The 19,488-nt window shown below is 53.2% G+C and carries 14 protein-coding genes; 10 read left to right on the forward strand and 4 right to left on the reverse strand.

Annotated features, from left to right (window positions below; translation table 11 throughout):
• Positions 1-69 precede the first annotated feature (69 nt).
• The 3 genes from Q5741_RS09305 (at position 70) to Q5741_RS09315 (ending at position 4,442) form a co-directional block, all read left to right on the forward strand.
• Entirely contained in the window at positions 70-1,377 is a 1,308-nt protein-coding gene (locus Q5741_RS09305; RefSeq protein ID WP_305023790.1) for a murein hydrolase activator EnvC family protein, read from the forward strand.
• A 210-nt stretch (positions 1,378-1,587) separates the two neighbouring features.
• Complete coding sequence (locus Q5741_RS09310; protein ID WP_305023791.1) at positions 1,588-3,051, forward strand: S41 family peptidase; 1,464 nt, start codon at positions 1,588-1,590, stop codon at positions 3,049-3,051.
• 86 nt (positions 3,052-3,137) lie between these two features.
• The gene (locus tag Q5741_RS09315; RefSeq protein WP_305023792.1) at positions 3,138-4,442 is read left to right on the forward strand and encodes a PDZ domain-containing protein; all 1,305 of its coding nucleotides are present in this window, start codon (positions 3,138-3,140) and stop codon (positions 4,440-4,442) included.
• A gap of 80 nt (positions 4,443-4,522) precedes the next feature.
• Here Q5741_RS09315 and Q5741_RS09320 read toward each other — a convergent pair whose 3' ends face one another.
• Positions 4,523-5,170 (reverse strand): response regulator, encoded by a 648-nt coding sequence (locus Q5741_RS09320; RefSeq protein ID WP_305023835.1) that lies wholly within the window; start codon positions 5,168-5,170, stop codon positions 4,523-4,525.
• A 64-nt stretch (positions 5,171-5,234) separates the two neighbouring features.
• Positions 5,235-6,404 carry a sensor histidine kinase gene (locus Q5741_RS09325; RefSeq protein WP_305023793.1) on the reverse strand — a complete coding sequence of 390 codons (1,170 nt, stop codon included), beginning with the start codon at positions 6,402-6,404 and terminating at the stop codon, positions 5,235-5,237.
• 232 nt (positions 6,405-6,636) lie between these two features.
• Here Q5741_RS09325 and Q5741_RS09330 point away from each other — a divergent pair, with 232 nt between their 5' ends.
• From Q5741_RS09330 to Q5741_RS09340, 3 genes are read left to right on the forward strand one after another with little or no spacing between them, the layout of a single operon-like run.
• Positions 6,637-7,572: an ABC transporter ATP-binding protein gene (locus Q5741_RS09330; protein ID WP_305023794.1), complete on the forward strand. Its 936-nt coding sequence runs from the start codon at positions 6,637-6,639 to the stop codon at positions 7,570-7,572.
• 11 nt (positions 7,573-7,583) lie between these two features.
• Positions 7,584-8,765, forward strand: a complete 1,182-nt coding sequence (locus tag Q5741_RS09335) for an ABC transporter permease (RefSeq protein ID WP_305023795.1) — start codon at positions 7,584-7,586, stop codon at positions 8,763-8,765.
• The gene (locus tag Q5741_RS09340; protein WP_305023796.1) at positions 8,762-9,913 is read left to right on the forward strand and encodes an ABC transporter permease; all 1,152 of its coding nucleotides are present in this window, start codon (positions 8,762-8,764) and stop codon (positions 9,911-9,913) included. Before Q5741_RS09335 ends, Q5741_RS09340 begins: the two co-directional genes overlap by 4 nt.
• A gap of 148 nt (positions 9,914-10,061) precedes the next feature.
• Here the strand turns inward: Q5741_RS09340 and Q5741_RS09345 are convergent, their stop codons facing one another.
• Together Q5741_RS09345 and Q5741_RS09350 are read right to left on the reverse strand one after the other, a co-directional pair.
• Entirely contained in the window at positions 10,062-10,865 is an 804-nt protein-coding gene (locus Q5741_RS09345) for a flagellar motor protein MotB (protein ID WP_305023797.1), read from the reverse strand.
• Positions 10,849-11,643 (reverse strand): flagellar motor protein, encoded by a 795-nt coding sequence (locus tag Q5741_RS09350; protein ID WP_305023836.1) that lies wholly within the window; start codon positions 11,641-11,643, stop codon positions 10,849-10,851. Before Q5741_RS09350 ends, Q5741_RS09345 begins: the two co-directional genes overlap by 17 nt.
• A 307-nt stretch (positions 11,644-11,950) precedes the next feature.
• Between Q5741_RS09350 and uvrB the strand changes: the two genes are divergently transcribed.
• From uvrB to Q5741_RS09370, 4 genes are all read left to right on the forward strand, one after another.
• Positions 11,951-13,942, forward strand: a complete 1,992-nt coding sequence (uvrB, locus tag Q5741_RS09355; protein WP_305023798.1) for an excinuclease ABC subunit UvrB — start codon at positions 11,951-11,953, stop codon at positions 13,940-13,942.
• Between the two features lie 235 nt (positions 13,943-14,177).
• Entirely contained in the window at positions 14,178-17,045 is a 2,868-nt protein-coding gene (uvrA, locus tag Q5741_RS09360) for an excinuclease ABC subunit UvrA (protein WP_305023799.1), read from the forward strand.
• Between the two features lie 149 nt (positions 17,046-17,194).
• A complete protein-coding gene (locus Q5741_RS09365) occupies positions 17,195-18,091 on the forward strand; it encodes a hypothetical protein (protein ID WP_305023800.1) in 897 nt (298 codons plus the stop codon).
• A 246-nt stretch (positions 18,092-18,337) separates the two neighbouring features.
• Positions 18,338-19,474, forward strand: a complete 1,137-nt coding sequence (locus Q5741_RS09370) for a S1C family serine protease (RefSeq protein WP_305023801.1) — start codon at positions 18,338-18,340, stop codon at positions 19,472-19,474.
• Positions 19,475-19,488 lie beyond the last annotated feature (14 nt).

A 19,488-nucleotide genomic window follows, 5' to 3' on the forward strand; every position in this document is an offset into this window, starting at 1 on the left:
GAAAGGGAAAAAATGCAGGACTGCAGCGATCAGGCTGACAGTATTGAGATAAAGGGTGGGGAGTGCAAGTTGAAAAGAACAGCAGCTTTGGCAGCCGTCACTTTACTGGCTTCATTAATCATTCAACCTTCCAACGGTTATGCCAAGAGTATGAATGAAATTGATCAACAGCTGAATCAGCTGGACCAGCAGGCGCATAAAGCCAAGCAGGAACAGAAGAATGCTACTGAGAACAAGCAGGAAGCACAACACTACAAGAACAAGACAACCCAGACACTAGAGGATGTTCTCGGTGAGATCGAGAGTGTAGGCAGCCAGCTGACCCGGGTCAGCCGCGATATTGAACAGACGGAAGAAAATCTGCGTACGACCAAGAAAGAACTGGCCGAAGCGGAGGAACGGATCAAAGCGCGCGAGAAGCTGCTGGAGACACGCGTCCGTCTGATGTATACAGATGGCAATGTATCTTATCTGGATGTCCTGCTGTCGTCAACCAGCTTTAGTGACTTTCTCGATCGGGCTGACTCGCTCAAGATGATTGTGGATCAGGATCAGCAGCTGCTGGACGAGCACAAGAAGGACAAAGAATATGTCGTTCAGAAGCAGGAAGAACTCGAAGGACAGTACAAATACGTGAAGGGCCTCTATGCTCAGAAGCAGGAAGCCAAGGACATGCTGGCAGGCAAGGAGAAAGAAAAGCGGGTGCTGATCGCCGGCTATGATCAGAAGATCGAGCAGTTCGACTCTCTGTCGAATGAGCAGAATGACCTGCTGGTGGCGCTGGCTACAAAACGCTCCTCGCTCGTGCAGGAGAAGAACCAGCTTAGAGCGGAGCAGGAAGCCAGAGCCAAGGCAGCGCGTGAGAAGGCGGCAGCGGCAGCGGCCGCGAAGAAACGCGCCCTGGCAGCGCAGAAGCAGAGCAGCCAGAGCAGCTCTTCGTCCGAGGCATCTGATACAACCTATGCCAGCTCGTATAACGGCGGCGGCGGTGCCTTTGCCATGCCGGTATCGGGAGCCCGGATTTCTTCAACATTTGGCTACCGGGTTCACCCTGTAACCGGGGTTCGCAAGCTGCATGCAGGTGTCGATCTGGCTGTGCCGCAGGGTACATCTGTACATGCGGCCGAAGACGGCGTGGTCACCGTGGCCGAATGGTGGAACGGATACGGCAATCTGATTATCATTGATCACGGCAACGGGCTGTGGTCGATGTACGGCCATCTTCGTGACGGCGGCATTATGGTATCGTCTGGGCAGACCGTCAAGCGCGGTCAGAAAATTGCGGAATCCGGATCGACCGGCGTGTCGACAGGACCGCATCTTCATTTCGAAGTCCGTCTGCATAATGTGCCGGTCAACCCGATGGATTACCTGTAATCCCGGATTTCATCTATCATCCATACTGCATTCATGATAAGCTACAAGTACAGCTAGGCTGCTTCAGCTTCTGCTAAGACGTTATTCGACGTGAGGGCAGGGCTGGGGCAGCTTTTTGCAAAATTTCCAGAATCGTTATGCTGTTGAGAACATATTCCGTACAAGCAGGACGTATACTATGCTGGAATAATAAAGGCGGTGGATGTCTTAATGATGAAAAAAAGTACGGTAGTCTGGTTGATGGTAGCAGCTCTGATTGGCGGCAGCCTGCTGACCTTTGCTTTTACAGGTGCAACCAGTCTTGCCAAGCAGACAGCTGGAGAAGGAATTCTGGCCAGTATATCGAACAATGTGGACAAGCAGAGTGACCTGGACAAAATCCAGAAAGCACTCGATCTGATCCAGAATAACTATTATCAGGAAGTGGACCGCACCAAGCTCGTGGACGGGGCCATTAATGGAATGATGGAAGCCCTCGGCGATCCGTATTCCAACTACATGGGTAAAACAACGGCAGCCCAGTTTGAAGAACAGATCGAAGGTTCATTTACCGGAATTGGAGCTGAAGTCTCCTCGGAGAACGGCAAGGTAACCATCGTGTCGCCGATCAAGAACTCGCCGGCAGAGAAGGCGGGGTTGCGTGCGAAGGATATCATTCTGACGGTGAACGGCACTTCGCTGGCTGGTATGGAATTGAATGATGCGGTGAATAAAATCCGCGGACCGAAAGGCAGCAAGGCGGTACTGCAGATCCAGCGCGCCGGCTCCACCGATCCGCTGGAGTACACGATCGTACGGGATGACATCGATCTGGAGACCGTCCATTCCGAAATGAAGCCGAACGGCATTGGGGTTATCACGATCACCCAGTTCTCGCTGAATACAGGTCAACGCTTCAAGGAAGAGCTGGCGAAGCTGGAGGCTCAGAAAATGAAGGGCCTTGTTATCGACGTCCGCAACAACCCGGGCGGTGTGCTGTCTGTAGTTATTGATATTGCGCAGCAGTTCGTACCGAAGGGCAAAGTGATCGTTCAAGTAGAAGATAAAAACAAGCAGCGTGAAAAAGAGCAGTCCCAAGGTGGCGGCAAAAGTTATCCGATTGCCCTGCTGATGAACAAAGGAAGTGCAAGTGCATCCGAGATTCTGGCAGGCGCCCTGCAGCAGTCTGCAGGTGCTACGCTCATTGGGGAAAACTCCTTTGGTAAAGGTACCGTTCAGACCAGCTATGACAAGCAGATGGGGGACGGCAGTCTGCTCAAGATTACAATTGCCAAATGGCTCACACCGGATGGCAGCTGGATTCACAAGAAAGGCATCAAACCGGATATCGCGGTGGATCAGCCGGCATACTTCACGGTAGCGCCGCTGGCCAAAGACAAGACATTGAAATATGATATGAACAGCTCGGACGTGAAGAACGCCCAAGTGATGCTGACCGGGCTCGGCTATAAGCCGGGACGGCAGGATGGTTATTTTGACCGTGCAACCGAACAGGCCGTGAAGGCATTCCAGACGAAGCAGAAGCTGACCGTAAGCGGCACGATCGATGCCAAGACGGCGAGTGCGCTGGAAGCCAAGCTGGTGGAGAGCATTCGTGATCCGCGTAATGACACGCAGCTGAACAAAGGGCTGGAGTTTGTAGGGAAGGAAATTGCAGCATCCGCGTCGAAATAAGTGTAAAGCTGAAGGAGGGCTGAGGTTCAGCCTTCCTTCTTTTTGTGTAAGAAGGGTACGATTCAATGGGAGGAGTGTGGAGAAGCTTGGAATGGGCTGTACAACTGGGATGGGACTTGACGGATGCTTTATTACTGCTGTTCGCACAGCCATTTTATTATATCGCGATTCTATTAATTGCCCTGGGCTACCGCCGGCAGTCACTGCTGGAGCGCAGGCTGTTCCATACAAGGCTTGAGGGCTGGGGGATTCAAACGCTGCGTACGGCATGGGGAGGACTGCTTGCAGGACTTGGCATTTCACTGCTGTCCCTGCTGCTGGGCATTCAGTTTACACCGGAAGCGGTCATCTGTATCTGGATTGCTGCGGCCATCCTGATGCTGTTTCGTGTTCGCTACTTATGTTTTGCTTATGCTGTTGGCCTGTTGGGCGTTCTGCAGTTTATTTTTGGCTTTGCCAAGACGTGGCAGCCGGAAGGCTGGATCGGCCGGGCGGTAGATACGGTCCGCGGTCTGGATATTCCGTCTTTGCTCATCCTGGTCGCTGTTTTACATATTGCAGAAGCTGTGCTGGTCCGCTGGCAGGGAGGACGAATGGCAACGCCGCTGTTTATTGAAGGCAAACGCGGACGTCTCGTCGGCGGCTATCAGATGGAAGATTACTGGCCGATTCCGCTGCTGCTGCTAGTTCCCGCACAAGGAGGAGCCGCGCTGCCGTGGACGCCGCTGGTGGGCTGGCTTCACGGAGATTGGAGCGGCGGCTTCAGTATGGCAGCACTGCCGATCCTGATCGGCTTCAGCGGCATGACTCAGAGCATGCTGCCCCGCCAGAAGGCCGCTGTGTCCGCCAAGCGGCTGGTGATGTACAGCCTGGTGCTGCTGATCCTTGGTGTGCTGGCCGCCTGGTGGAGTCCACTGATGATTGTAGCGGCCTTGGCCAGCTTCTTCCTTCACGAGCTGATCATCTGGTACGGCAGTCTGGAGGAGCAGCAGCACAGTCCGCTGTTCGTGCATCCCGAGGCCGGGCTGCGGGTGCTGGCTGTTCTGCCGGACAGCCCGGCGAAGGAGCTGGGCATTCTCGCCGGCGAGGTAATCTATAAGGTGAATGGCGTGCTGATCACGTCAAGAGCCGAGCTTCACCGGGCCCTTCGCATGAACCCGGCGTTCTGCAAGCTGGAGGTGCGGAATCTGCAGGGGGAGAGCAAATTCCTGCAGCGTGCCATCTTTGCTGGTGATCATCACCAGCTGGGCGTCATCCTGGCACCGGATCAGGAAGCCGAATGGGCGGTATCTGCCAAACCGGCTTCCATTTACCGCGTGATCGCCATGAGCTTGAATGCCCGCCGCAAGGACCGGGCTGCTTCCGGCAGCGGAAATTCTGCCGACATGTGAAAAGAGCCTGATTCTCAACTTGAGAATCAGGCTCTTTTTGGCATATAAATCGTTATTAGTGCGTACTTGCGACCCGACAGCTAAACGCTGCGCTGTTTCCAGTACCAGATGGCAATCTGTGTCCGATCCCGCAGGTTCAGCTTGCCAAGGATGTCGGTGATATAGTTCTTGACCGTGCCTTCACTCAGGAACTGCCTGGCAGCAATCTCTTTGTTAGACAAGCCCTCTGAGATCAGAGTAACGATATTCTCTTCCGCTGGCGTCAGACCATAATCGGAATTGCCGGCTGCAGGCGGGCGGGGGGCCGGAGTACGCAGCAGCCCGGCGAGCTTGGAGGCAATATCGGGATGGATCAGCATATCCCCGTCGTGAACGGTACGAATGCCCTGGATGATGCGCTCGGGCGGGATATTCTTGAGCAGATATCCGCTGGCTCCATTGCGGAGCGCTTCAATAATAAAATCGTCATCGTCGAAGGTGGTCAGGATCAGCACCTTGCTGTCCGGAGATACGGCTTTAGCCTTCCTTGTTCCTTCCACCCCATCACAGATGGGCATACGGATATCCATCAGGATGACATCCGGGCGCATGCCGTCCAGAAGCAGCTGTTCTGCTTCATCGCCATGACCCGCCGTGCCCGCCACTTCCAGCTCCGGGTTCATGCCCAAGATCAGCTTCAGACTTTCGCGGATCAGCGGATCATCGTCCACAATCAGCAGTGAAATCATGATATAACTTCCCTTCGCTTTTTGTTCCTGGTTCACCGTGGATGGTTCTTTGTTGATAGGAAATCTAGGCCAACTCATGCTCCTTCCACACAGGCAGCCGTGTGATCAGGAAGAAGGCTTGATCCTCGATCCGGCACTCGATGCAGCCGCCCATCATCTCGGTGCGCTCACGCATCCCGTTCAGGCCGAGTCCGGAGAAAGAGAAACTGGACAGCCGCTCCGGATGCTCCGGCAGCCGCCCGTTGTTGCTCACCGTCATGCCAATCTCCTGCTGGCCATAATTTACGATGATGGTAATCTCCGTAGCACCGCCATGACGGATCGCATTGGTGATTGCTTCGCGGGCATTTTTGTACAGGACCACACGCTGGCTCGGATAAAGGGGATAAGGCTGTCCGTTCGTCTCCAGACAGGTCTTGATGCCGGTCCCCCTTCCGGTCTCTTCCAGCAGGCTGTCAAGGGCATACGAATCAGAAGGACGTACGGCCGGCTTGATTTTCTTCACCGCCGCCCGCATGTTCTCCAGACTGTCTGATACCTGATCCCGGATCTGCTGCAGGAGCTCCATGCCTTTGGTCGGGTCTGCAGGCACGACATGCAGCGAGGCCTCCAGCATCATTTTGATTCGGATGAGCCGGTGGCCGATATCGTCATGCAGCTGGCGGGAGATCCGGGTGCGTTCTTCCTGCTGGGCAGTGGTTTCGACCTGTCTTGCGAACAACAGGAGCTGCTGTCTCGCTTCATCCAGCTCAAAATGCTTGCGCCGCAGCTTATCATAGAGCCCGACAGCCTCATGCTCATGCTCCAGCGCATTTCTCAGCCGGCAGACCAGAAAAGCAGTCAGGATAAAGGACAAAACCGCTGCTCCCTGAAGCTCCGGCGCTTCCGGCCTGACGGCCTGCAGCACCACCCAGGCATGGATGATGAAAAGCATGGTCCTGAGCAGATGCGGCTGAAGAAAGGGGTATACGCACAAGGCTGAGAAGGAGAGCAGAAAAAGAATACCGCCGTCCCGGCCCGCCACCCAGCCTGCATAGATAATCTCCGCCAGGGCAGCGACAGTGACCGCTGCCGGGTTGGAACCTGCAAATCGGCTGAATACGGCAATCGTGAGCAGAACGAGGATTTGCAGCGTGTACAGCCTTAAATTACCCACATTCTGTATATACATGGCTAACAGGGCAGGGATGAGGATCAGCCCGTAGCGCAGCAGGAAAAGTGAATGGACGTTCATATTGGCTTTCGGCTCAGCCTCCAGATTTGAGTTCTGGTTTGAGTTTCGGTTTGAGTTCAATGTAAGTTCACCCGTTCTCCTGTACTTCATTTTACTTATTGTACCATATCATTCCATTCCCTCAGGAGGTGACTTTCGTCACCTTGAAGTTATGACCTCAAGTACCTGTCGGCAGAGCCGAAGCAGGATACAATGAAATCATTGAAGAGAACAAGAAACGGAGTGAGGCCGAATGGCAGTAGTAGAATTGAAGGACGTCGTTAAACGGTATGGGAGCAAGTTATCAGTGGATCATTTAAACCTGCGGGTGGAGGACGGCGAGATATTTGGACTGCTTGGACCTAACGGTGCCGGCAAAAGCACAACCATCAGCATGATCGGCGGTCTGCTCGGTCTGGATCACGGGGAAATCCGGGTGGACGGTATCTCGGTGGCTAAGCACCCGCTGGATGTAAAGCGCCGCATTGGTCTGGTTCCGCAGGATTTGGCGCTGTATGAGAATATGAAGGCGGTAGACAATGTCACTTTTTTTGCCAAACTATACGGCCTGCGCGGAGATCAGCTCAAAGCACGGGTGCAGGAGGCGCTGGAGTTCGTAGGTCTGCAAAATCATGCCAGGGAGCTGCCTCAAACCTTCTCCGGCGGGATGAAGCGGCGGCTGAACATTGCCTGCTCGATCACCCACCGTCCCAAGGTCATCATTATGGATGAGCCGACGGTCGGCATCGATCCGCAGTCACGCAATCATATTCTCGACTCGGTCCGTGAGCTGAACCGAATGGGTTCAACGATCATTTATACCAGTCATTACATGGAGGAAGTGGCCGCCATCAGCAGCCGGGTTGCCATTATGGATCAGGGGCATGTCATTGCTTCCGGTACACAAAAAGAACTGAAAGAGCGTCTCGGTCAGGCTGAACGGATTCTTATTCAGACCCATGACGATACAGCTGCTGTAGTAAGTGAACTGAAGTTGTTCCCGCATGTAACGCAGGTGGCAGCCGAAGAAGGAACACTCGAAATCACCCTGCCTTCCTCCCAGCTGAATCTGCAGGATATCCTGTTTGTTTGTGCCAAGCATAACGTATCCATTCAGTCACTTGTCTGCGAAGAGCCGGATCTGGAGACGCTGTTTCTTCAACTAACCGGCCGGACGCTGCGGGATTAGGGGGGGACACCATGGGAAACTTGTGGCATATTGCCGTATTTGAGATTAAAAGGCTGATCGTTAAGCGGGCCGTCGTTATTAACATCTTTATACTGCCGATGATCATTATTTTCATTCTGGGTACAGCTTTAAGCTCCCAGTTCGCTGCAGAAAATCCCGGAGAACTGGACCTGGAGCAGGCGAAGGTAGCGCTGGTAGGTGGCGGCGGCGCACAGCCAACATCATTGGAGCGTTTTGTCCGGACGCCGGATATCGCCAAGCTGATCGCGGTGTATCCAGCCGCCTCCCGGGAAGCGGCCGAGCAGCAGCTGCGGGATGGTGACCGTGATTTTGCAGTTGTCATTCCGGCAGATATGGACACCAAAATCCAACAGGGGACCGATGTTACACCTGAGCTGATCCTCGGTAAAAGCCGCGACGGGAACATGATTGCGGAGAATATATTCACTTCCTATCTCAGCCGCATCAGTGACATACAGGTGGTGGCTGCCAAGTTCGGTCCGCAGGCAATCGCAGCCATGCAGCAGGACTCTCCGGATTCGGCACCGCCAACGGAGCGTTATCTATCGGCAGGCACGCTCGGTGAATCCGGCGCGGCCTACACAGCAGCCCAGTATTATGCCGCAGCCATGCTGATGATGTTCCTGCTCTATTCAGGCCTGACTCTGAACATCAGTCTTCATGCGGAGAAAGAAAATTTTACGCTGACCCGGATGCTCACCGCACCGGTTCCCGTCCACCGTGTGTTTCTGGGGAAATTGATTGGCAACAGCCTGATTGCTTGCTTCCAGGCCGTGTTCATCATTGTACTGTCGAACGTATTGTTCGGGGTTGACTGGGGCAATCAGCCGCTGCAGCTGGCACTCATCTGTCTGCTGATGGTTCTGGTATCCATGGCGCTGTCCGTCCTGCTTACGCTGCTGATTCCTTCGCCGACCAGCTCGCGTTCAACCATCCAAATGCTGGCGGTGCTGATGACTTTCTTCAGCGGAGGAATGATCGTGCTCCAGGCTGACTGGTTCACCACAGCTGGTAAATTTACCGTCAATCATTGGGGAATGCAAGCCATCCTCGATATGATGCTCCATGAAGGAAGCAGTCAAATCTGGGGCAGTATCGGTGTATTGGCCGCGATCGGCGGGGTAGTTATGCTCTTATCCGGAATCGTATATAGAAAGGTGGGCTATCAATGAACAGTTTGACTATCGCCCTCAACCTGATGCGGCGGATGATCCGAACAAGGAAGGATCTATTCTTCTACCTGCTTCTGCCGTGTCTCGTAATCTCGGGTACCATTGCCCTGCTGGGTCAAAATGATACGTCGGAGAACAACATTATTTATTTGAATCAGGATCAGGGTCCGGCCGGAAGCTTCCTGGTTCAGGAGTTATCCAAGTCACGGGGGTATCACCTCATGGAAGCCAAAAATCAGGATGAGATCAAGCAGGCGGTCAAAGACCACAATGTATGGCTCGGTTTTACACTGCCCGCGAACTTTTCTTCCTCTTTGCTGGCTGGAGAAGAGCCGAAGGCGGTCACCTATGAGCTGACCGACAGCGAGCCGGCTTACACTTTTAAACTGAATTTGGCGCAGAATGTGGAAAGACTGTCCCAGGCAGCAGCGGCTGTGGCAGCGCCGGATGAAAATACGCGAAACATCAGCTTCAAACAGGTGCTGGCAGGGATGAGTCAGCCGCAGGTCAAGGCAGCCATTACAGATGAGCAGCTCTATACCAAACCGGGTTTAACCAATGTGACCGGGTTCACGCTCATGTTCCTTATGGGGCTCATCACAAGTACAGTATCCATTATTAATCAGGACCGCATTCAACGAACGATGGCCCGGATCTTCAGCGCGCCGGTCCGCTCCTACGAGATGGTGCTGGGGAACTTCATCGGCAGCTTCGCCGTCGGGGCCATCCAGATCGTAATCATTCTGCTCGTCACTCGCGGAGGATTAGGGTATGACTATGGCCTGCCGCTTGGTGCGCAGCTGCTGATTATGCTGGCCTTCCTGCTCGTAACGATGGGAATCGCGAGCACGGTAAGCGGATTGATCCGCAACCAGAGCAATGCAGGTATGCTGAATACGCTGATCATCATTCCGACCTGTATGCTGGGCGGCTGCTTCTGGCCAATCAAGATTATGCCGGACTATCTGCAAAAGGCAGCGAATTTTGTACCGCAGAAATGGGTGTTTGATGCTATGGATACCATCGGTACGGGAGGGACGATCGCAGATATTTGGCTGCCGCTGAGCGTGCTGGGTCTGATGGCAGCCATCCTGCTGGCGATCGGCTCGGTGATCCTGCGGCCGCAGGAGGGTGCTGCAGGAGCTTAAGCGACCGCCGGTATAAGGCGAGATGTATAAGGAATGAACTGGAAGACAAAAGGGAAGGCTGACCCACAGGCAGAAACTCGTCTGTGGGTCAGCCTTTTGTGAATGGTGTATACATGTAAATGGGCTATTTACGTAAAAGGTAAATGAGCTATTTTCCCTGAAGCTGGCGCAATACCGTAATTTCCACCCGGCGGTTCTTCTGACGGCCTGCTGGGGTACTGTTGTCTGCTGCCGGGCGAGTGTCAGCATAACCGGCATACTGGAACCCGTCAGGGTTAAGCTTCTCCTTGTCGATGAAGAAACGCAGTACCGACAGGGCCCGTGCCCCGGACAGCTCCCAATTGTCCCGATACTGCGAATTCTGCCCGATCGGGATATTGTCCGTGTGGCCTTCAATGCTGACGGTCATCTCCAGATTGCGGAACAGGCTGGCCAGCTTGGACAGGATCGGAGATGAGTTGGATTTCAGCGCCGCCTGTCCGGGATCGAACAAAAAGCGGTCACTGAGTGTGATGGAGATGCCCTGCGGCTTGTCCGATACAAAAATCTGGTCCCCCAGCTTGTTGTCAGTCACGTACTGCTGAATGACCTTCATGAGGTTCTGCAGGGACTGCTCCTGTGTACGGAATGCCTGCTCACGTTCAGTCAGGGTATTCTGGCCGTTGGTTTTGTTATCCTGCGGATTTGCCGTCTGCTTGCTGCCCGAACGGCCTGTCCCGGTAACACCGCTGCCTTGATCGAGTACCGAACTGCCGGACATAAACGTCTTTTGCAGCGAATCGGTTACCAGGTCGTATTTGTCCGTGTCGATCTTACTGACCGAATGCATAAGCACGAAGAAGATCAGCAGCAGGGTGATCAGATCGGCATAGGTAATCATCCACCGGTCCCGGCCGTGTTCACCAGTTCTACCTGAACGCCGCCGCAGCCGCCGTCTAGAGGGCCCGGTCATCGAATTCCTCCTCAGCCGAAGACGAACGATTACGGTCCTTCCGGTAGTAGTACTGCAGCTTGCGGCGGACCAGGTGCGGGTTCTCCCCGTTCTGGATGGCAAGCACGCCCTGGAGAAGCATTTCCATTGTGAAAACCTCCGCTTCACCGCGGGCTTTGATTTTGGAGGCAATCGGCAGGAAGATCAGGTTCGCGCTTGCCACACCGTAGAGGGTGGCTGTGAATGCAACAGCGATGGATGAGCCCAGATTTGCCGGCTCAGTCAAGGTGCCGAGTACATGGATCAGGCCCATGACTGTACCGATGATCCCCATGGTCGGGGCATAACCGCCGGCAGCTTCGAACATTTTGGCGTAGGCTTCATGCTTCTGTTCGACGGCATCAATCTCAAGCTCCAGAATTTCACGCAGCTGTTCCCGTTCGGTACCGTCAACGACCAGCTGGATCCCTTCTTTCAGGAAAGCATTCGGATGTTCACGGGAGACGCGCTCCAGCGCAAGCACGCCGGTTCTGCGTGCGGTTCCCGCCATGTTCACAATGTCTTCGATCCACTGCTCACCATCACTGCGTTCACGGCCGAAGGCCAGCTGCAGCGCACGCGGGATGGTACGCAGACGGGAGGGAGGGAAGCTGACAGCCACCGCGGCCAGAGTGCCCCCGAATACGATGAGGGCAGCGGTTCCCTGAAGCAGGCCTGACAGCTGGCCGCCTTCCCAGAGGAAGCCGATCAACAATGCGGCAAGACCGGCCAAGATGCCTAACAAAGCTGTAATATCCAACAAATGATTGCCTCCTAATACATGACATATGGTTTGCATACAGGACGGGAAAAGAGTATAATAACACGGGAACAAGCATTCCTATTATTATAATATTTTCCGTTTTCATTTTCCGGGAAATATCGACATATATTATGAATTTCAGCATACTGCATAGAGCCTGAAGGCGGCTTCAGCCGGCAGGACAGGTGCGGAAGGAAGTCCACAAAGACATCCTTTATCCGTAAGTGGTACCGGCGAGCGAATCCAGTCGAATGATGCAAGCTGCTCGAATCTATATTTTAGACGAAAAGGGTGATGCAGGGCAATGAGTGATATTGTTGTAAGCAACAAGACATTCGAGATACAGTCGGAGTTTGAGCCTCAAGGCGACCAGCCGAACGCCATTTTTGAACTGGTCGAGGGCATACAGAACAACAAGAAGCATCAGACGCTTCTCGGTGCTACAGGTACAGGGAAGACATTCACGATAGCGCAGACGATCGCCAAGCTGAATCGGCCAACCCTCGTCATTGCACACAACAAGACACTCGCGGCACAGCTTGCCAGCGAGTTTAAGGAGTTTTTCCCGAATAATTCGGTGGATTACTTCGTCAGCTACTATGATTACTACCAGCCGGAGGCGTATATCCCGTCTTCTGATACCTATATTGAGAAGGACTCCAGCGTGAATGAAGAGATTGACAAGCTGCGTCACTCTGCCACCAGTTCATTGTTTGAACGGCGTGACGTAATTATCGTGGCGAGTGTTTCCTGTATTTATGGTCTCGGTTCACCGAAGGAATATGGCAGCCTGCTGCTGTCTCTGCGCGTAGGCATGGAGAAACCACGCAATCAGATTCTGTCCAGACTGGTCGATATCCAGTACCAGCGCAACGACATTAACTTCGTACGTGGTACGTTCCGGGTGCGCGGCGATGTCGTCGAGATATTCCCGGCCTCACAGGGCGAGCATGCCATTCGGGTGGAACTGTTCGGTGATGAAATTGAGCGGATTACCGAAATTGATGTGCTGACTGGTGAATTGATCGGTGAACGCGACCATGTCGCTATTTTCCCGGCCTCTCACTTCGTTACCCAGGAAGAGACGATGCGGGTAGCCCTTGTGAATATTGAAAGGGAGCTGGAAGAACGTCTGGCCGTTCTGAAGGAAGAAGGCAAGCTGCTGGAAGCCCAGCGGCTGGAGCAGAGAACTCGTTATGACATCGAAATGATGAAGGAGGTCGGCTTCTGTTCAGGCATTGAGAACTATTCCGGACCACTGACTTTCCGGGAGCCGGGGGCGACGCCATACACCCTGCTCGATTACTTCCCGGATGACATGCTGATCGTGGTCGATGAGTCACACGTGACGATTCCACAGATCCGTGCCATGTATAACGGTGACCGGGCGCGCAAGACGGTGCTGGTGGATCACGGCTTCCGTCTGCCCTCCGCGCTGGATAACCGGCCGCTAAAGTTTGAGGAATTTGAAGATAAAGTTAACCAGATCATCTATGTATCGGCTACGCCGGGACCGTATGAGATGGAGAAATGTGAGACCATGACCGAGCAGATCATCCGGCCAACAGGACTGCTGGATCCGATTATTGAAGTGCGGCCGACTAAAGGCCAGATTGATGATATGATCGGAGAAATCCGGGAGCGGATCGAGCGGGATGAGCGGGTGCTGGTTACGACACTGACGAAGAAAATGGCAGAGGATCTGACTGACTATCTGAAAGAGGTCGGTATCAAAGTAAGATATATGCACTCCGAGATCAAGACACTGGAACGGATGGCCATTCTCCGTGATCTGCGGCTCGGCACCTTCCACGTGCTGGTGGGAATCAACCTGCTGCGGGAAGGTCTGGATTTGCCGGAAGTATCTCTGGTTACAATTCTGGATGCCGACAAAGAAGGCTTTCTCCGTTCCGACCGTTCGCTGATTCAGACGATTGGCCGTGCCGCGCGTAACAGTGAGGGCCGGGTAATCATGTATGGCGATAAAATTACAGATTCCATGGACCGGGCAATTAAGGAGACGGAACGCCGCCGTGCGATCCAGATCGCATACAATGAGGAACATGGAATTACGCCGCAGACGATCCGCAAGAAAGTCCGTGACGTGATCGAAGCGACGAAGGTGTCGGAATCCAAGAACAGCTATCTGCCTGGCGAAGCTGGCAAGCTGTCGAAGAAGGAACGTCAGACCGTGATTCAGCGTCTGGAAGCCGAGATGAAAGATGCAGCGAAGAATCTGCAGTTCGAACGTGCGGCTGAGCTGCGCGATGCTCTGCTGGAGCTGAGGGCAGAGTAGTTCTTCCTGACTGCTGGCCCATCGAACCGGCGGATCGTCTTGATCCGGTCAGCCTCGGTTATACTTGATAGTAGAGGTTTAAATAAAAAGAAGACATAGAAGAGTCATTTTGCAAGAGAAGAGAACGGCCGGCAGGGTCGTTCTCTTTGCGATAACACTGCGTCGGTGCTGCACCTGGCTGTTATGGTGTAGATATGGAATGGTGTGGATGGAACCGGAAAGGGAGATGAATGGTTTGGCGAGTGAAAATATTATTATCAAAGGTGCGAGAGCGCACAATCTGAAAAATATCGATGTTACGATACCCCGTGACAAATTTGTCGTATTGACGGGCCTCAGCGGTTCGGGCAAGTCCTCGCTAGCGTTCGATACGATCTATGCAGAAGGACAGCGCAGGTATGTCGAATCCTTGTCAGCCTATGCACGCCAGTTCCTGGGACAGATGGAGAAGCCGGATGTGGACTCCATTGAAGGGCTCTCTCCTGCAATTTCCATTGACCAGAAGACCACCAGCCGCAACCCGCGCTCAACCGTAGGTACCGTAACCGAGATTTATGACTACCTTCGTCTGCTGTTCGCAAGGGTAGGACACCCGCATTGTCCGGAACACGGGATTGAGATTACGTCCCAGACGGTGGAACAAATGGTAGACCGTATCCTCCAGTATCCGGAACGCACCCGGCTGCAGATCCTCGCGCCTGTTATATCGGGACGCAAGGGCGAGCACAAGAGTCTGCTGTCCGATATCTCGAAGCAGGGCTTCGTGCGCGTCCGTGTTGATGGAGAGATGCGAGAGCTGTCCGAGAATATTGAACTGGACAAAAACAAAAAGCATTCCATCGAAGTGGTAGTTGACCGGATTGTGGTCAAGGAAGATGTACGTTCACGCCTGTCGGATTCCATAGAGACGGCCTTGAACCTGTCCGGCGGCCAGCTGCTCGTTGATATCATTGATAAAGAAGAGCTGCGCTTCAGCTCTAATTTTGCTTGCCCGATCTGCGGATTCAGCATTGAAGAGCTTACCCCGCGCATGTTCTCCTTCAACACGCCATACGGGGCCTGCCCGGACTGTGACGGCCTGGGCTCGAACATGGTGGTTGACCCGGATCTGCTGATTCCAGACCCGGAGAAGACCATAGATAAAGGCGCTTTTGAAGCATGGAGCGGAGGAACATCGACCTACTATCCACAGTTTCTGAAATCGGTCTGCGATCACTACGGCATTCCAACAGATGTTCCGGTCAGCCAGCTGACCAAGGAACAGATGAACAAGCTGCTGCGCGGTACGGGTGACCAGAAAATCCGCTTCCGCTATGAGAATGACTTCGGCCAGCGGAAGGAAGCGATGGTTTCCTTTGAAGGCATCATTCCGAACCTGGAACGCCGGTACCGTGAGACCGGATCAGAAGGCATCCGGGAATATATTGAAGCCTTTATGAGCGCCAAGCCTTGTGGCACATGCAAAGGACACCGCCTCAAGAAGGAAAGCCTTGCCGTTACGATTAATGATCAGAATATTGCCTATGTGACTGACTTGTCAGTGGGAGAGGCGAGCCGGTTTTTCGATGGTCTCGACCTGTCGGAGAAGGAACGTTCCATCGCCAACCTGATTCTGAAAGAGATCAACAGCCGTCTTGGCTTCCTGGTCAACGTCGGTCTGGACTATCTCACGCTGAGCCGTGCGGCGGGTACGCTCTCCGGCGGCGAAGCACAGCGTATTCGCCTGGCAACCCAGATCGGTTCCAGTCTGATGGGTGTCTTGTATATTCTGGACGAGCCAAGCATTGGCCTGCATCAGCGGGATAATGACCGCCTGATCCAGACACTGATTCACATGCGCGACCTGGGCAATACGCTGATTGTGGTCGAGCATGATGAGGATACAATGATGGCTGCCGATCATTTGATTGATATCGGGCCAGGTGCCGGTATTCACGGCGGACAGATTATTGCTCAAGGGACTCCGCAAGAGATTATGGAGGACAGCAACTCGCTGACTGGACAGTACCTGAGCGGCAAGAAGTTTATCCCTGTGCCTGCGAAGCGCCGGGGGACGACTGATCGCTGGCTTGAAATCAGGGGGGCCAAAGAGAACAATTTGAAGAATGTAAATGTTAAAATTCCGGTTGGTGTATTCACAGCTGTAACCGGGGTATCCGGTTCAGGTAAATCGACGCTGGTCAATGAGATTTTGTACAAAACGCTGGCACGTGATCTCAATCGCGCCCGTGTGCGCCCGGGACAGCATAAGGAGATCCGCGGTCTGGACCAGATTGATAAAGTCATTGATATCGACCAGTCGCCAATCGGACGTACCCCTCGTTCCAACCCGGCAACCTATACAGGCGTGTTCGATGATATCCGGGATCTGTTCTCACAGACGAACGAAGCGAAGGTGCGCGGCTACCAGAAGGGACGCTTCAGCTTCAATATTAAGGGAGGACGATGCGAAGCCTGCCGTGGTGACGGTATTATCAAGATCGAGATGCATTTCCTGCCGGACATCTACGTTCCTTGTGAAGTCTGCAAAGGCAGCCGTTATAACCGGGAAACCCTGGAGATCAAATATAAGGGCAAGAGCATTGCAGATGTCCTGGAAATGACGATTGAAGATGCCGTCGAATTCTTCAAGAACATTCCGAAGATTCACCGCAAGCTGCAAACCCTGCTTGATGTTGGATTGGGCTACGTTAAACTGGGTCAGCCTGCGACTACGCTGTCCGGGGGTGAAGCCCAGCGTGTGAAGCTGGCTTCCGAGCTGTACCGGCGGAGCACAGGCAGAACCATGTATATTCTGGATGAACCCACGACAGGTCTGCATGTGGATGATATCGATCGTCTGCTGAACGTCCTGCACCGTCTGGTGGATTCTGGCGAATCGGTTCTGGTCATTGAGCACAATCTGGATGTGATCAAGACAGCAGACTACCTGATTGACCTTGGACCGGAAGGCGGCAGCGGCGGCGGCACCATCCTGGCATCCGGAACGCCGGAGCAGCTGGTGAAGGTCGAGGAATCCTATACAGGCCGGTACCTGAAGCCGGTTCTGGAGCGGGACAGCGAACGAAGCCGGGCTCTGGAATTAACCGAAAGCAACGTTTAACCCAGAATGATTCAGCACACAGCTCCTCAGTAATTGAGGGGCTGTTTTTTTATATGCTTCCAATTAACTAGAATATATGGAAAATTAGACCTGCATGATGTAAGATGTACTAGGTACATAGTCATATACTAGTTTAGGAGGAAAAGAATATGTTTTCGAAAGAACGTGCGATGGGGTTTCTGGCCTTTCTGTTGGCCGCTGTGTTCATCCTGCCGGCAAGTGCATTTGCAGCATCGAATACCCTGGCCACAGCCTGTAAAATGGAAGTAACGAGAACAAGTCTTGTACTGTCTGATAAATTTACATTGGAGGATAGCGCACTTATCAAATTTAGTGCATGTGACTGGAAGCTGGCGAAATACGATACGATCTCCAGCAAAGTGGAAAACCCGGCAGTCGTTTCTGCTAAAGATGGTGTTGGTTACGTAGACGTCAAAGCGGTCGGTCCAGGAACAAGCAAGGTTACAGTCACGGCGCCTGGTCTGGAACCGGTGGATGTTGTATTCACGGTGACGTCAGTCAAAGATCAGAAGGGAACCAATAATGATCGTGACAGCAGTACGAATGGCAGCAGCAGTACGAATAATAACAGCAGCCCAAGCGGCGGCATTCCGGGAAATGATCAAACCGAACAGGTTGATCCTAAATTAAAGCAGCTTCAGGCGTATTCCAAGCAGATCGACAATATCACCAAATATGAAAAGAAAGCTTTAGATACCGCAAGCATGAACAGCTACATATCTTCCACAACACGGAAAAAAGCATACTTGGCATTCAATAATACCGTTGTTCCCAATTACACGAACTTTGTAGTCGAATTGAAGAAGATCAAACCAGCAGATCCCAAACTGGCTGTCGTTCATAACAAATACATTCAAGGAGCCTCCTTGCAGCTGCAGGCATTTACGTTAATTAAGCAGTCTGTGGCTTCAACCACAATAAACTGGAAAACTTTCGATCAGGGAAATGAAAAACTGCGGGCTGGTGTCAAATACATCGATCAATATAATAAAGATATGAAAACTTATATGAAGCAGTTTAACTAGTCTAGTCCATACTATAGAAACGGCAGCCGGGCACTCTCTGGCTGCCGTTTCTTATTGTCGTCTTAGCCGGCTCTGTTGCATGTTTTGACGGAAAATACGGTCTGCAACTGCGTCTGAGGCAGCATTGTTGTGAATTGCGAAAATATGGTAGATTTATATAGTCAATAAGCAAGCGCACGAGAGAAAGCAGCTATTACCGCGGACTCTGAATGAACTGCAGGTATACAGAGAGGATTGGGTGAGGAAATGAACAGGATGGGGAAAAAGGCGTTCGCGGTTGTGCTGGCTTGTACACTGTGTGCCGCAGGAACCACCACAGCTGCCGCGGCAGCAAGCACGCAGAAGAACACCGGGAAGCAGACAACTGCAGCCTCGGTGAAGGCCCAGAATTCAAGCAAAACAACGGGTACATATACGGCCGCAGATCCAGTGCCGCAGGTGGTTAAGCAGGTATCCCCGTCGGTTGTTGGTATTATCGGGCGTCCGGTAAGCGGGTCGGCCAGCAGCAGCCGGTACAATCTGGTTCACGGAACGGGTGTCATTTACGCATCCAATGGATGGATCATTACCAATGCCCATGTGGTTGAAGGGCTGGAGAATGCCCTGGTTGTTACATCAGACGGCAAGTCCTATAAAATTCAGGGCGGCTATACGGATCCGGTCAGTGATATTGCACTGATCAAAATCAACGCATCCGGTCTCAAACCTGCCAAGCTGGCAGCATCCTCGCAAACGACGCAGGTGGGAGAACGGGTAATTGCCATCGGGACACCGGTATCCTTCTCCCTGCGCAATACAGCTACAGCAGGAATTGTCAGCGGTCTGAACCGCGCCGGTGTCAGCGCCGCCTACCGATTGATCCAGACGGACACGACGATTAACCCGGGGAACAGCGGCGGACCGCTGGTGAACCTGAAAGGGGAGGTCATCGGAATCAACTCCATGAAGTTTGTGGAATCGGATGTCGAGAATCTCGGCTTCTCCATCCCGATGGAGACGGTCAGATACGTAGTCAAAGAGTTATTGAATTATGGAGAGGTTCGCCGCGCTGCCCTGGGTCTGAACCTGGAAGAGAGCTGGTCGGCGATCGTCGGCCTGCCTACACAGGATCCGATGACCGTTACGAAGGTGCTGAACAAGAAGGCTGCAGCCGCAGGGATTCAGGTGGGTGACGAGCTGTACAGCATAAACGGTAAACGGGTAACGTCCGTGGTTGATATCAATGAGCTGCTGAAGTCCTACCTGCCAGGCCAATATGTGACCGTCCTCATGCAGAGTGACGGCGATATCGTTAAACGCAGGCTGCAGCTGGATAATGCGAGCGCAGTAAGCACGAGCAGCTCAGGAAGTGATTCGGAAGAAGAAGGCGCGCCGGAGCAATAACCGGATATTCAGGC

Source organism: Paenibacillus lacisoli (assembly GCF_030580655.1).
Classification (GTDB): Bacteria; Bacillota; Bacilli; order Paenibacillales; family Paenibacillaceae; genus Paenibacillus; species Paenibacillus lacisoli.

Bases quoted from the DNA above. Each gene is read 5' to 3' on its own strand.
- Q5741_RS09310 (WP_305023791.1), top strand. From the start codon at position 1,588: ATGATGAAAAAAAGTACGGTAGTCTGGTTGATGGTAGCAGCTCTGATT.
- Q5741_RS09320 (WP_305023835.1), bottom strand. From the start codon at position 5,170: ATGATTTCACTGCTGATTGTGGACGATGATCCGCTGATCCGCGAAAGT.
- Q5741_RS09325 (WP_305023793.1), bottom strand. From the start codon at position 6,404: ATGAACGTCCATTCACTTTTCCTGCTGCGCTACGGGCTGATCCTCATC.
- Q5741_RS09330 (WP_305023794.1), top strand. From the start codon at position 6,637: ATGGCAGTAGTAGAATTGAAGGACGTCGTTAAACGGTATGGGAGCAAG.
- Q5741_RS09335 (WP_305023795.1), top strand. From the start codon at position 7,584: ATGGGAAACTTGTGGCATATTGCCGTATTTGAGATTAAAAGGCTGATC.
- Q5741_RS09340 (WP_305023796.1), top strand. From the start codon at position 8,762: ATGAACAGTTTGACTATCGCCCTCAACCTGATGCGGCGGATGATCCGA.
- Q5741_RS09345 (WP_305023797.1), bottom strand. From the start codon at position 10,865: ATGACCGGGCCCTCTAGACGGCGGCTGCGGCGGCGTTCAGGTAGAACT.
- uvrB (WP_305023798.1), top strand. From the start codon at position 11,951: ATGAGTGATATTGTTGTAAGCAACAAGACATTCGAGATACAGTCGGAG.
- Q5741_RS09365 (WP_305023800.1), top strand. From the start codon at position 17,195: ATGTTTTCGAAAGAACGTGCGATGGGGTTTCTGGCCTTTCTGTTGGCC.
- Q5741_RS09370 (WP_305023801.1), top strand. From the start codon at position 18,338: ATGAACAGGATGGGGAAAAAGGCGTTCGCGGTTGTGCTGGCTTGTACA.